The 13,086-nt window shown below is 69.4% G+C and carries 13 protein-coding genes; 4 read left to right on the forward strand and 9 right to left on the reverse strand.

Annotated features, from left to right (window positions below; translation table 11 throughout):
- The first annotated feature begins 63 nt into the window (after positions 1 to 63).
- Positions 64 to 2,049 carry a Stk1 family PASTA domain-containing Ser/Thr kinase gene (gene pknB, locus ACGFNI_RS16525; protein WP_393684340.1) on the forward strand — a complete coding sequence of 662 codons (1,986 nt, stop codon included), beginning with the start codon at positions 64 to 66 and terminating at the stop codon, positions 2,047 to 2,049.
- Between the two features lie 138 nt (positions 2,050 to 2,187).
- Here pknB and ACGFNI_RS16530 read toward each other — a convergent pair whose 3' ends face one another.
- The 6 genes from ACGFNI_RS16530 to ACGFNI_RS16555 form a co-directional block, all read right to left on the reverse strand.
- Complete coding sequence (locus ACGFNI_RS16530) at positions 2,188 to 2,928, reverse strand: class E sortase (protein WP_393684342.1); 741 nt, start codon at positions 2,926 to 2,928, stop codon at positions 2,188 to 2,190.
- 25 nt (positions 2,929 to 2,953) lie between these two features.
- Positions 2,954 to 4,564: a class E sortase gene (locus ACGFNI_RS16535; RefSeq protein ID WP_393684343.1), complete on the reverse strand. Its 1,611-nt coding sequence runs from the start codon at positions 4,562 to 4,564 to the stop codon at positions 2,954 to 2,956.
- The gene (locus ACGFNI_RS16540; protein ID WP_393684345.1) at positions 4,561 to 5,199 is read right to left on the reverse strand and encodes an aminodeoxychorismate/anthranilate synthase component II; all 639 of its coding nucleotides are present in this window, start codon (positions 5,197 to 5,199) and stop codon (positions 4,561 to 4,563) included. The genes ACGFNI_RS16535 and ACGFNI_RS16540 overlap by 4 nt, the downstream gene beginning before the upstream one ends.
- A complete protein-coding gene (locus ACGFNI_RS16545; RefSeq protein ID WP_033266980.1) occupies positions 5,196 to 5,372 on the reverse strand; it encodes a hypothetical protein in 177 nt (58 codons plus the stop codon). Before ACGFNI_RS16545 ends, ACGFNI_RS16540 begins: the two co-directional genes overlap by 4 nt.
- 83 nt (positions 5,373 to 5,455) lie before the next feature.
- The gene (locus ACGFNI_RS16550; RefSeq protein WP_393684347.1) at positions 5,456 to 6,148 is read right to left on the reverse strand and encodes a class E sortase; all 693 of its coding nucleotides are present in this window, start codon (positions 6,146 to 6,148) and stop codon (positions 5,456 to 5,458) included.
- 38 nt (positions 6,149 to 6,186) lie between these two features.
- Complete coding sequence (locus ACGFNI_RS16555; RefSeq protein ID WP_393684349.1) at positions 6,187 to 6,957, reverse strand: DUF881 domain-containing protein; 771 nt, start codon at positions 6,955 to 6,957, stop codon at positions 6,187 to 6,189.
- Positions 6,958 to 7,137: 180 nt separating this feature from the next.
- Between ACGFNI_RS16555 and crgA the strand changes: the two genes are divergently transcribed.
- Positions 7,138 to 7,392, forward strand: a complete 255-nt coding sequence (gene crgA, locus ACGFNI_RS16560; protein ID WP_393684351.1) for a cell division protein CrgA — start codon at positions 7,138 to 7,140, stop codon at positions 7,390 to 7,392.
- A 279-nt stretch (positions 7,393 to 7,671) separates the two neighbouring features.
- On the opposite strand, the gene ACGFNI_RS16565 is transcribed toward crgA, so the two are convergent.
- Both ACGFNI_RS16565 and ACGFNI_RS16570 read right to left on the reverse strand, forming a co-directional pair.
- Positions 7,672 to 8,580, reverse strand: a complete 909-nt coding sequence (locus ACGFNI_RS16565) for a rhomboid family intramembrane serine protease (protein ID WP_393684352.1) — start codon at positions 8,578 to 8,580, stop codon at positions 7,672 to 7,674.
- 177 nt (positions 8,581 to 8,757) lie between these two features.
- Positions 8,758 to 9,291 carry a peptidylprolyl isomerase gene (locus ACGFNI_RS16570; RefSeq protein WP_393684354.1) on the reverse strand — a complete coding sequence of 178 codons (534 nt, stop codon included), beginning with the start codon at positions 9,289 to 9,291 and terminating at the stop codon, positions 8,758 to 8,760.
- 350 nt (positions 9,292 to 9,641) lie between these two features.
- Here ACGFNI_RS16570 and ACGFNI_RS16575 point away from each other — a divergent pair, with 350 nt between their 5' ends.
- Positions 9,642 to 10,367, forward strand: coding sequence for a DUF5324 family protein (locus tag ACGFNI_RS16575; protein WP_393684355.1), 726 nt, complete (start codon positions 9,642 to 9,644; stop codon positions 10,365 to 10,367).
- Positions 10,368 to 10,751: 384 nt separating this feature from the next.
- Here ACGFNI_RS16575 and ACGFNI_RS16580 read toward each other — a convergent pair whose 3' ends face one another.
- Positions 10,752 to 11,894 carry an agmatine deiminase family protein gene (locus tag ACGFNI_RS16580; protein WP_393684356.1) on the reverse strand — a complete coding sequence of 381 codons (1,143 nt, stop codon included), beginning with the start codon at positions 11,892 to 11,894 and terminating at the stop codon, positions 10,752 to 10,754.
- Between the two features lie 85 nt (positions 11,895 to 11,979).
- Here ACGFNI_RS16580 and ACGFNI_RS16585 point away from each other — a divergent pair, with 85 nt between their 5' ends.
- Entirely contained in the window at positions 11,980 to 12,570 is a 591-nt protein-coding gene (locus ACGFNI_RS16585) for a TetR/AcrR family transcriptional regulator (RefSeq protein WP_393684358.1), read from the forward strand.
- The last annotated feature ends 516 nt before the right edge of the window (positions 12,571 to 13,086 follow it).

Genomic DNA, 13,086 nt, shown 5'->3' on the forward strand with positions numbered 1-13,086 from the left:
ACAGCACACCGCCGGACCACACACGGGTGCGGTCGGGACTGACGGAGAGGGCTGGAGAAGCTTATGGAAGAGCCGCGTCGCCTCGGCGGCCGGTACGAGCTGGGCTCGGTGCTCGGCCGCGGTGGCATGGCCGAGGTGTACCTCGCGCACGACAGCCGCCTGGGCCGCACCGTAGCGGTGAAGACGCTCCGGGTGGACCTCGCCCGCGACCCGTCCTTCCAGGCCCGGTTCCGCCGTGAGGCCCAGTCGGCCGCCTCGCTGAACCATCCGTCCATCGTCGCGGTCTACGACACCGGCGAGGACTATGTCGACGGCGTCTCGATCCCGTACATCGTCATGGAGTACGTCGACGGTTCCACGCTGAGAGAGCTGCTGCACTCCGGACGGAAGCTGCTGCCCGAACGGTCGCTGGAGATGACCACCGGGGTGCTCCAGGCGCTGGAGTACTCGCACCGGGCCGGCATCGTGCACCGCGACATCAAACCGGCCAACGTGATGCTGACCCGCACCGGCCAGGTCAAGGTCATGGACTTCGGTATCGCCCGCGCGATGGGCGACGCCGGAATGACCATGACGCAGACCGCCGCGGTCATCGGCACCGCCCAGTACCTCTCCCCGGAGCAGGCCAAGGGCGAGCAGGTCGACGCCCGCTCCGACCTGTACTCCACCGGCTGCCTGCTCTACGAACTGCTCACCGTGCGACCGCCGTTCGTCGGTGACTCCCCCGTCGCCGTGGCCTACCAGCACGTGCGCGAGGAACCGCAGAAGCCCAGCAACTTCGATCCCGAGATCACGCCGGAGATGGACGCCATCGTCCTCAAGGCGCTGGTCAAGGACCCCGACTACCGCTACCAGTCGGCCGACGAGATGCGGGCCGACATCGAGGCGGCCCTCGACGGGCAGCCGGTGGCGGCCACCGCGGCGATGGGCGCCGGCGGCTTCGACCAGGACCAGCCCACCACCATGCTGCGTCCGCAGGACCCGGCGGGGCAGACCTCCATGCTGCCGCCGATGAACCCGGACGACGGCGGCTACGGCTACGACGAGCGGGACGGCCGGCGCCGCGGCGGTTCATCCGGCGGCCAGAAGAAGAGCCACACCTCGACGATCCTGCTCGCCGTCGCCGGTGTGCTCGTCCTGGTCGGCGCGATCTTCATCGGCAAGGCGATGTTCAGCGGCAACAAGGCCGGCGGGACGGTGCCGGTGCCCTCCCTCATCGGCAAGACGCTGGACCAGGCCAAGGAAGCGGGCCGCAACGGCACCTTCAAGGTCGTCAAGGGCGGCAGCGAGTCCTGCGAGAACGCCGACAAGGGCCAGGTCACCAAGCAGGAGCCGGAGGCCGACAGCAACATCGACAAGGACGGCACGGTCACCGTCACGATGTGCACAGGGCCCGCCCAGATCACGGTCCCGAGCCTGACGAACCTCACCGAGGAAGACGCCAAGGCCGACCTCAAGGACAAGGGCTTCACCAACATCGAGACCCAGTCCGTCGTCGCCGACCGGGAACCCGGCACGGTGGTCTCCCAGGACCCGAAGGCGGGCACGAAGAAGCCCAAGGACACGACGATCACGCTGTCCATCGCCAAGGCGAACCCGAAGGTCAAGGTCCCCGACGTCGTCGGCAACGACTTCGCCTCGGCGGAGAAGCAGCTGAAGGACCTCGGCCTCCAGGTGACCAAGCAGGAGCAGGACGTGTCCGACCCGGCGCAGGTCGGCAAGGTCACCGCGATGAACCCGCCGGGCACCACCGAGGTCGACAAGAACTCGATGGTCACGCTGACCGTCGGCAAGGCCGCCGCGCAGACGCCGGTGCCGAACGTGGTCACCCAGAAGGTGAAGGACGCCAAGAAGGCGCTGGAGCAGGCGGGATTCACCAACATCCAGTTCGCCGACGGCAGTTCCGATGACGACAACGCCCGTGTCATGTCGCAGGATCCCGCGGGACAGACCCCGTCCGACCCGAAGTCGACGACCGTGACACTGACCACCATCGGTGGCGGCGGCGATGACAACGAAGACGGCGGCATCCTCGGCTGGCACCACTGACGGCCCGCTGTGGCCCCGGCTCCCGGGGCCACAGCGCCGAACGGTACGACTGAGCCCCGGCGGCCCTGGAAAGGGCCACCGGGGCTCACGTCATGGCGCCTGCCCCGCCCGCGTCGGCAGACCCGCGGCGGATGCGCCTCAGCGGAGCTCCGGGGGCGGCGTACGGTCGGCGTCGACCTTCTCCGTGCGTTCCAGCTCGCCCCAGACGATGTAGCGGTAGTCCGAGGTGTAGACCGGGGTGCAGGTGGTGAGCGTGATGTAGCGGCCCGCCTTGTGCTTGCCGGACTCCTTGGGGATCTCGTCGAGGACATCGACGTTGTACTTCGAGGTCTGGGGGAGCGTCGCGTAGACCTTGTAGATGTACCAGGTGTCCTTCGTCTCGAAGACGACCGGATCGCCGTCCTTGAGCTTGTCGATGTTGTGGAACTTGGCGCCGTGGCCGTCGCGGTGGGCGGCGAGCGTGAAGTTGCCCTTCTTGTCCTGCGGCAGCTCCGACTTGACCGGCTTGGTGTAATAGCCGGCCACGCCCTCGTTGAGGATCGTGTCTTCGGTGCCCTGCTTGACCAGCACCTCGCCGTTCTTCATGGCGGGTACGTGCAGGAAGCCGATGCCGTCCTTGGTGTCCAGCTTTCCCGGCCCCTTCGGCCCGCTGGACTCCCAGTGCTTGCGTACCTCGTCGCTCTGCTTGTGGGAGGCGCGGTCGGCGAGGACGTTCGTCCACCACAGGGAGTAGACGACGAAGAGGCCCAGGATCAGCCCTACCGTGATCAGCAGCTCACCGAAGACGCTGATCATCGAGGCGATCACCCCTCGCACCCGGCGTGGGCGGCGTGACGGCGTGGACCTGTCGATGTCCTGTTCGTGGTCCGTGGCAGTCACCGCGTAATACCCCTCTTACCTTCGGTCAGCCGGTGAGCGCATCCGGTTCGCCCTTGCTCCGCGGTCGCTCGTCGACCATCTTGCCCCAGACGATCATCCGATAGGTACTGGTGAATTCCGGAGTGCAGGTCGTCAGCGTGATGTAGCGGCCCGGCCCCTTGAACCCGGAAGCCTGCGGCACCGGTTGGATGACGCTGACGTTCTGCGGACTGGTCTGCGGGAGGATGCTCTCCATCTGGTACGTGTAATACGTGCTCTGCGTCTCCACGACGATCTTGTCGCCCGGAGTGAGCTTGTTGATGTAACGGAACGGCTCGCCATGGGTGTTGCGGTGGGCGGCCACCGAGAAGTTGCCCTTCTTGTCCCACGGCATCGCGGTCTTGATTCCGCTGCTCTTGTCGTAGTGCCCGACCATGCCGCGGTCCAGCACCGAGTGCTTGTCGATGCCCTCGGCCACCGGCGCCTTCACGTCCAGCTTGGGGATATACATGATCGCGAAGCGTTCGCCGGGTGTGAGCGTCTTCTTCTCCTCGCCGCCCTCGTCCCAGGTGTGCTGGAGGGTGCTGGCGGCGCCACCGGCCTCTTCGTTGGCCAGTACGTTCGTCCACCACAGCTGGTAGGTCACGAACAGCAGCATCAGCACGCCGAGCGTGATGAACACCTCGCCCACAGCGCGGCTGGCGATCAGGCCGAGGCTGTCCTTGGCGGCTCGGGCGGCGCGACGGGCCTCCAGCCGCGAGGTGGGCGCGGGCGGCGGCTCGGCCGCGGCTGACGCGGTCGCCGCACCACCGCGCTTGCCGCGCCTGCCGCCGCGCTTGGCCGCTTGCTGGGCGGCCTTGCGCCGGGCAGCACGCCCGCCCGGAGCCGGATCGGTTTCACGTGAAACCGACAGGCCCATCGTCGAGTCGGTTTCACGTGAAACGTCGTCACCGTCACCGCCCGCATGGCTCTTGCCGCCGGTCGCCGCAGGCTCATCGGCCTGACGCAGCGCCATGGTCGACTCGTCCAGACCCGGGCCAGGGTGGGAGGACGGGACCGGAGGAGCGGGCGGGGGCACCGCTGCGGAGCGGAAGGGGCGGGCCGCGGCCGGGCGCGGTGCCGCCGGCTCGCCGCCGGAGAACGGATCGGCGGCGGGAGGGACGGATATCGGGTCGCCGTGCACCGAGTGGGGCTCTTGGCCGGTGCCGTAGCCCGCCTCACGGCCGGTGCCGTAGGCACTGCCGGGCCTCGGGGCGTAGCCACCGTCGTAGGGCTGTTCCCCGCCGTGGGGAGACGTCGCCGCCGCTTCGGCCGACGGCTGCGTCTGCGGCGTCTGGGGGTGCGGGCGGAACCAGGGCGAGCCCTGTCCGCGCGGCGCCTGCCGGGCCTGTTCGCCGCCGGGCCGCGTCCCGGTACGGCCCGCGGGGCCCTGCGGCTGCCCCGCCGAGCTGTCCGGCCCGCTCGGGGCATCGGCCGTGTCCGCGCCGTACGTCCCGGCCGGGCCCGGCAGCGGGTCCGTCAGCGGGTCGTTGAGCTGTCCCACCGCCGCCTCGAAGGCCGCGTCGCCTCCGTACTGGCCGGCGGCCTCGTACCCGGGCGACGGCTGGTCGTACGGATCCTGGGACCTGCCGTCACGCTCGGGGCGCGTGGTGGTCACGCGCCGGCCTTGCCGACCACCGGGGCAAGCCCCGTCGAGCGCTCCGCCGCTCCCGTGTCACCGCACTCCACCAGCCAGTTGGCGAGCATCCGGTGGCCCCATTCGGTCAGCACCGACTCGGGGTGGAACTGCACGCCCTCGACGGGCAGTTCACGGTGGCGCAGCCCCATGGGAATGCCGTTGTCGGTCCAGGCGGTGACGGTCAGTTCGTCCGGCACGGTGCCCTGCTCGACGGCCAGCGAGTGATAGCGGGTGGCGGTGAAGGGCGAGGGCAGGCCACGGAAGACGCCGGCGCCCTCGTGCGAGACCAGCGAGGTCTTGCCGTGCAGCAACTCGGGGGCCCGGTCCACCACGCCGCCGTAGGCGACCGCCATCGACTGCATGCCCAGGCAGACGCCGAACACCGGGACGCCGGTCTTCGCGCAGTGCCTGACCATGTCGACGCAGACACCCGCCTGCTCGGGGGTGCCGGGGCCCGGGGAGAGCAGCACGCCGTCGAAGCCGTCCTGGGCGTGGCTCAGGGCGACCTCGTCGTTGCGCAGTACCTCGCATTCGGCGCCCAGTTGGTAGAGGTACTGCACGAGGTTGAAGACGAAGCTGTCGTAGTTGTCGACGACCAGAATGCGTGCGCTCATCGGACGGCTGCCATCCCTTGATCGACCGTGACGTCATTGAAGGGGAGCAGCGGCTCCGCCCACGGAAAGACGTACTGGAAAAGCACGAAGACGACCGCCAGCACCAGCACCAGTGAAATCAGCGCCTTCACCCACGTGTTGCCCGGCAGATGCCGCCAGATCCAGCCGTACATGCTGTCGCTGCCCCTACTTGCCGATGACGATGACGATGTCGATTGCCCCTCCAGACTAAGGGGAGAGGGTGGGGGCACGTGGGTCAGCCGGGCAAAGCCGATGGCCTTCCCTGTGCCACGGGTTGGGTGGAATCCAGATGCGCCCAGGTGATCAGCCGGTGGCTGTGGCCCCATTCCGGTTCGCAGGTCGTCAGCGTCAGGTAGCGGCCTGGGCCGTTGTATCCGGAGGCTCGGGGCACCGGGTCGATCACGTCGATGTCGCCGGGCAGCGTGGTGTACGGCCGCCTGTCGATGCGGTACGTGAACCAGGTGGTGCCGTCGGTCAGGACCACGGCGTCGCCCGGCCGCAGCCGCGGGAAGTCCTTGAACGGGTCGCCGTAGGTACGGCGGTGCCCGGCGACGGCGAAGTTGCCGAGCGCGCCGAGCCGCGCGGTGCCCGCGTAGTGACCGAGGCCACGCTTGAGTACGTCGGTCGCGGTGCCTTCGATGACGGGCTTGGACCAGTCCGCCCCGAAGCGCGGGATGTACATGGCGGCGAAGGGCCTGCCCGCTTCGTAGGGGCGCGGCCTGGCGGACGGCGCGGGGCCGGGTGCGTCGTGGTGCCCGGCGGCCGGGGCGGCCGACCACTGCTTCCGCAGCGTGCCCAGTTCGCCGTCCATCGCGCTGTCGGCCCGCACTCCGGTCCAGAACAGGGTGTAGACGACGAGGAGGACGATCAGGGTGCCGGCGGTGACACAGATTTCGCTGAGCGTCCGTACGATCCACCGCACCGTCATACCGGCCCCGCCCCTTCCCGCCGGCCCGGCGGGGCGGGCTACGGCTTCACAGGCTGTGCGTAGTGGAGTTCCACTGTGCCGGAGTAGCCGGGAAGAGTCACCGCCTCGTGCTGCTCGACTTTCCAGCCCAGGCCGTAGGCGTTCACGTACTGCAGGTAGTTCTGGATCGCGGGCGAGGCGTTGAGCGCCTTGTTCAGCTCCTCGCGGTCGCCGACCGCGGTGATCTTGTACGGCGGTGAGTAGACGCGGCCCTGGAGGATCAGGGTGTTGCCGACGCAGCGCACCGCGCTGGTGGAGATCAGCCGCTGGTCCATGATCCGGATGCCCTTGGCGCCGCCCTGCCACAGCGCGTTCACCACGGCTTGCAGGTCCTGCTGGTGGATGACGAGGTCGTTGGGCTGCGGCTCGGGGACGCCGGGGATCTTGGCGCTCGCGTTCGGCGGGGCGTCGGTGAGGGTGACGGACATGCCCTGGCCGTGCAGCTTCTCGGTGCCGGCGTTCTCCTCCAGGGCCTTGACCTTGGCGTCCTGGGCCTTGGAGCTGCCGTTGTCGCGCCGGGCGAGCGTCTCGACGTCCTCGCGCAGGGCGGCGTTACGCTCGTCGTGCGTACCGTTCTTCTGGCTGCGTTCCTGGATGAGGTCCGACAGCCGGAGCATGGAGTCGTCCGAACGCAGGTCCGTGCCACGCGCGGTGTCAAAGCTCAGCCAGAACATCAGCCCGGCGAGGGCGAAGACGGCGAGAGTGAGCAGACGCACAGGCCGCAGGCGCGAGCGGGGCGGGCGGGCGGAGGGGTCGGCGGAAGTGCTCAACGTACCCTTGCTCCTTACGACGCCGCGGAAGCACTACGCTAACGGACGCCCTGGGGCGAGGACCCGCTCCCCGGCGCATCCATCCGGCTCCCATCCCGTACGCCCCCGCGTGGAAGGGGGCACCTCCCGCTCGAGGGAAGTCGAGAGTGGGGGAGCAGCGCATCGACAGGAGAGTTCCTCGTGCCGAAGTCACGGATCCGTAAGAAGGACGACTTCACGCCGCCGCCGGCGAAGACCACCAGCCTGAAGGTGAACTCGGGCCGTGGCTGGGTCGCGCCGCTGATGCTGGCGATGTTCCTGATCGGTCTTGCCTGGATCGTGCTGTACTACGTGTCCGAGGCCGATCTGCCGATCAAGGCCATGGGCAACTGGAACATCGTGTGCGGATTCGGCTTCATCGCGGTGGGCTTCGGCGTCTCCACGCAGTGGAAGTAGCGCAAGCCCTGCCCAAGGCCATCCACACGGTTATCCACAGTCGGGGAAAACTTCAGAAGATCTGTGGATAACCTCTCGGACGTTGACGCCGGTGTGACCTGTCACACCCGCGTCGAGCCCGTCGCTCCCCCTGCCCTTACTGGGGAAACGCAGGTCCGTACGGTCCGGGGCCGAGGTTCCCCACAGCGTGCACAAGATCCGCCACGCGCTGTGGACAACTTGACGGAACGGGGCCTCGTGCCCTAGTTACCCCCAGCCCGCCGAGGCGCCGATGACCCTTCAGCCCACGAGCTGGAGGGTCCGTACCCACACCACGGCGACGATCGCCAGCAGCGCGCCCACACACGTCAGGGTGTGCACCAGCGTCCGGCGGTCACGCGGCGCGTGCACCATGCCGTACGCGACCGCGGCGCCCACCACCAGTCCGCCGACGTGCGCCTGCCAGGCGATATTCGGCCACAGGAAGGTGAAGACGAGGTTGAGGGCGAGCAGGATCAGGACCGGCTTCATGTCGTGGTTCAGCCGGCGCAGCAGCACCGCGGTCGCCCCGAGGAGCCCGAAGATCGCGCCGGAGGCACCGAGTGAGGGCTGGTTCTGTGCGGCGAGGAGATACGACAGGGCGCTGCCGCCGAGCCCGGCGATCAGGTAGAGCGCCACGAAGCGGATCCGGCCGAGCGCCGCTTCGAGGGGCGGGCCCAGCCACCACAGCGACAGCATGTTGAACGCGATGTGCGCGACCTGCTGGTGCAGGAACATCGCGGTGACCAGGCGATACCACTCGCCCTCCGCGACGCCGACGAGCTGGTACTGATCCGGGTCGAAGGCCAGGCCGATCAGGTCGAGGCGCCCGATCAGTCCGTCGTCGGCCGCGGAGACCGCGATGAAGAGGGCCACGTTGAGGCCCAGCAGGATCTTGGTGATCAGCCGCGGGTCGGCGGCGACCACGCCGCCGGCGATCGTGCGCGGCGCCGTCGCGTGCGCCGCATGCCCGGTGCCGCTGCCGCCGCGTACGCAGTCCTGGCACTGGAAGCCGACCGAGGCGCTGACCATGCACTCCGGGCAGACCGGCCGCTCACAGCGGGTGCAGTGGATGCCGGTCGCGCGGTCCGGGTGGCGGTAGCAACCGGGGAGGCCGCGCTCGCCGTCCGCGTTCTGCGGCTCCTGTGGGCTGCCTGGCACCTGATCCATCGGTCCCTCGTCCTCTCTGCGGCTGAGCGCGTCATCACAGCACACCCGCCGGTCGCCCGGCCAGCGCCCGCGGCGGGCGTCGCGGCCTTCCTGCGCGGCCCGGACACGCTGTGCGCCCCGCCTGGTCTACGACCGGGCGGGGCGCAATGGTTCCCTCGGGCTGGATGCCCGCGTGCGTCAGCCTTCGCGGGTCTCCACGACGACCGAGTCGATGATGACGTCCTGGAGGGGACGGTCGGTGCGCGGGTTGGTCTGGGTGCCGCCGATGGCGTCCACGACCTTCTTGCCGGCCTCGTTGCTGACCTCGCCGAAGATGGTGTGCTTGCCGGTCAGCCAGGCGGTCGGCGCGAGCGTGATGAAGAACTGCGAGCCGTTCGTGCCGGGGCCCGCGTTGGCCATGGCCAGCAGGTACGGCTTGGTGAAGGCCAGCTCGGGGTGGAACTCGTCGCCGAATTCGTAGCCGGGCCCGCCGGTGCCGTTGCCCAGCGGGTCACCGCCCTGGATCATGAAACCGCTGATGACACGGTGGAAGACGGTGCCGTCGTACAGCTTGTCCGTGGACTTCTTGCCGGTCGCCGGGTTGGTCCACTCCCGCTCACCGGTGGCGAGTTCGACGAAGTTCTTGACCGTCTTGGGTGCATGGTTCGGCAGCAGCCGAATCTCGATGTCGCCCTGGTTGGTCTTCAGGGTGGCGTAGAGCTGCTCAGCCACGGATCTACCTTCCATAAGTCTTCGCTGTCGGTTCCCGATCCTCGCACGGGGCGGCTCACCCGTCGCCCGGCCGCCGCTCTTCGGGCGGCACGACGGCTCTTTTCCGCCGCCGCCCCGCCGGCAGCCGCCGGCCGACGCGTGGCGTGCCGTCCCATCCGGGGCGCGGTGCGGCAAATCGTGGCATTGTCACCCCAAGGCTTCCGGAAGGTCCCCGATGACCCGGATGCCCGCCAGCACCTGCCGTACGAGGAGCGAGCGGGCATGATCTTCAATCGGGTGGACAGGCGACACAGCAGACATGGGGGATCAGCCCCCACAGCCCCGGACACGCCACCGAGGAGGAGGATCCCGTGACCCGCAAGGACAGCGTGCGCGCCGCGACCGGTACGGCCAGGGACAGCGTGCGGCACGCCGCGGAGGCGGTGGCTCCGTATGCCGGTACGGCCAAGGACACCGCGATGCAGTTCGCCCAGGAAGCGCGTACGCGTATGACACCGATGGTGGCGGAGGCCGCCCACCAGGCCCGCGCCCAGTACGACGCCCATCTGCACCCGCGGATCGAGCACGCCCGCGGTGCGCTGCCGCCCAAGGTCGACGCGGCGGCGACCCGTGCCGCCTGCCGTACCCGCAGCGCCGCCCGGCAGGCCGCCGACTACACCGCGCCCCGGGTGGAGAGCGCCGTGCACACCGCGCGCGCGGCGGCCGAGCCGGTGCGTGAGGAAGCGTTCGCGCGTGGCAGCGCCGCGCTCGCCGCGCTGCGCGGGCAGGTGACGGCTGCCGAGATCGAGAAGCTCGCGAAGAAGCACCGCAGGCGCTGCAGCGCCGGCAAGGCGGCCAAGCGGCTCGTGATGCTCGGCATCCTGGCCGGCGGTGCGGTCGCCGCCTGGAAGTGGTGGGACAAGCAGGCCAACCCCGACTGGCTGGTGGAGCCGCCGGCCCCGACCGAGGTCGGCGACCGGGGCCGGCTCAGCTCGGTCGACGGCAGCGGGGGCGCCACGCTGGATCCCGATGTCCAGGCCAAGCAGGCCGAGGCCGACGAGCGCGGCAACGGCGGCAAGGGCGGCAGCAGCGCCTGACCGGCGGACGCGGACGTGCGTACGGTGCCCGTCACCCTGTCGTGGGGTGACGGGCACCGCCGTGCCGGGAGCCACTACCGGGTGGCGCGCGGCGGTGACGCCGGTCGGCCGACGGGCCCTCGACGAACGGGATTTCGGGCACGTCACCGGTTGCAAGAGCAATGACGATCACGGAAAAGTGGCTTCACCACAGGGATCAGGACCCGAGTATCGCTTCTTTGCGCAAATCACGGGCCCGCCCAGGGGCGGGCCCTCCGGGGCTCGGGAGAACTCACGGGATGTCGCACCCCCGCCCGCGGCCCGGAGGGCGGCCTGGCCGAACGTGGGCCGACGGCGGACGGGGTCACGAAGGCCCGAGAGAGCCCCTGGGGCGGGTCGATGCGGTCAGCTGGTCTTGGGGAGTTGCTGAGTGGAGCAGTGGATACCGCCCCCGCCCTCGCCGAGGGTGTCGACGGGCACCTGCACGATCTTCCGGCCCGGATACAGGTCGCGCACGATGGATACGGCGTCCCTGTCGGCCCGCTTGTCGCCGAAGCGGGGCAGGACGACTCCGCCGTTGACCACGTAGTAGTTCACATAGCTGGCCAGGAAGCCTTCTCCTCGGCGGCCGATGTCGACCGGCTCCGGCAGCTCGACGATCTCCAGGCGCTTGCCGCGAGCGTCGACCGCCTGGTCCAACACCTTGCGGGCCTGGTCGTAGGCGCCGGTCCACACGTCCTGGGGGGCCTGCTCGTCCGGGGTGCTCATGACCACGACTCCGGGTTCGGAGAACCGTGCCAGGGCATCGATGTGGTAGTCGGTGATGTCATGGCCCTTGACACCGTCCACCCAGATGACCGTGGTGACGCCGAAGAGGTCCTTCAGCGCCCGCTCGATGTCGTCGCGGGACATGCCGGGGTTGCGGTTGGCGTTGACCAGCGCACTCTCGGTCGCCATCAGGGTGCCCCTGCCGTCGATCTCGATCGCGCCGCCCTCGCCGGTGATCGGTGCCTGAATCCTCTTGATCCGCTCATCGGCAAGGATCTCGCGGGCTACCCGGCTGTCGTTGTCGTGAGTCTGCTTGTCGCCCCAGCCGTTGAAGTTGAGGTCGACTCCGGCGATACCCCGGGGGCCGAGCACGAAGGTCGGGCCGGTGTCGCGGATCCACAGGTCGTCCACCGGGATTGGCACGATCTCCACCCCGGAGCCGCATGCCTTCCCGGCCGCCTTGGCATCCTGCTCGTCGGCCAGCATGGCCACGGGTTCGAACTCGGCGATCGCCCGCGCGATTCCCGCGATGTCGTCCCGCACACCGTGGATGTCCGACTTCCAGATCCGTCGGGTGGGCCACGACATGTACGTGAGCTCGTGCGGGTGCGCCTCGTCGGGCATACGCCACCCGCCGGATGGCGTCGCCGCCACCGGGGAGGGGCTGCCGCCCGCACCCTGTGCAAAGCCGCCGCTGCCCTTCGAATCGCAGGCGCCGGCCGCCCCGCCCAGGACGGCCAGGAATGCCGCCTGCAGTGTGTGCCGCCTGGATATGCGCATGACTGCCTCCTGACTGAAAATTTGGTCAGGATGACAGTAGGCGATCATTGCAACCGCCTGCACGCTGATACCCCGGGAGCGCTTGATGTCCGACCGGCACACCCAGATACTCCAAGCCGCTGCCCGGCTCATCGCACGCCACGGCGTGCGCGGGCTGCGCGTGGAGGAGGTCTCTGCCGAGGCCGGCGTCTCCACCGCGCTGATCTATTACCACTTCAAGGGCCGTGGCGGGCTGCTGCGGCACACCCTGGAGCACATCAATCGGCGCGCCATCCTCTACACCGACGTCGCGCTGGACACCTCCGCCGATGCCCGCACCCAGCTCACCGACATGCTCCTGCTGGAACTACAGGACGACCCCCACGTGCGGGAGAACAGTGCGGCCTGGGGGGAGCTGCGAGCCACCGCCGTCTTCGACCCGGACCTCCGGGAACAGCTGGCCGCCGCAACCAGCCGATGGGTGGATGACCTCGCACATCTGATCCGCCGGGCCCAGGCGGCGGGCCTCGCCGCCCCCGAGGCAGACCCCGAGGCCACCGCAGAACGCCTCACCGCCCTGGTAGAGGGACTGAGCGAACGGTGGCTGAGCGGCACCACCTCACTCCGACGCGCCCACCAACTGCTCCGTGACGCCATCACCCTGGAACTCCGCCAACCGCCCCACTCCCACAAATGAAGATGGACGACGGACGTCACTGACCGTCCAACTGCCAATCTGGAGCCCGCGCCCGCGAGGTGCCTGGCGCCAGCACGCCGCCCGCGCCGGTCACTTGCCACCCGGCCTCGGCCGCTTGTGCTGACCTACTACCCAGCGGGTCAGGATGCGGGTTGCCCAGCGTGTGCATCGGGGGCGCGGGCCCGGGACCATCATCGTCTGGGCGGCCAAGCCCAAAACGAGCCGGCTATTCATTCCGGCTCGGACCGGCTGTAGGAGTTGACCTACGTTCGAAGGTGGCAGGCACTCGTGCGCATGGCCGAACCGGCAGTTCTCCGGCGGACGCCATGGAACGTAAACGACCGTCACTGATTTGCTGCAGACCTTCGTGCCCTGCCACCGCTCTGGGTACCGCGCCACGCGCTGACGGATCTTCGCCGGCCTGACCGACAGCCTTGCAGTCTGGAGTTGAGGCCACTCGTTCCTCACCGAGCGTTCGGGGGTCCATCCGGTGCGGCCCAGCCGCCGCGACGAGCT

The organism is Streptomyces sp. NPDC048644 (assembly GCF_043199105.1).
In the GTDB taxonomy this organism is placed as follows: Bacteria; Actinomycetota; Actinomycetes; order Streptomycetales; family Streptomycetaceae; genus Streptomyces.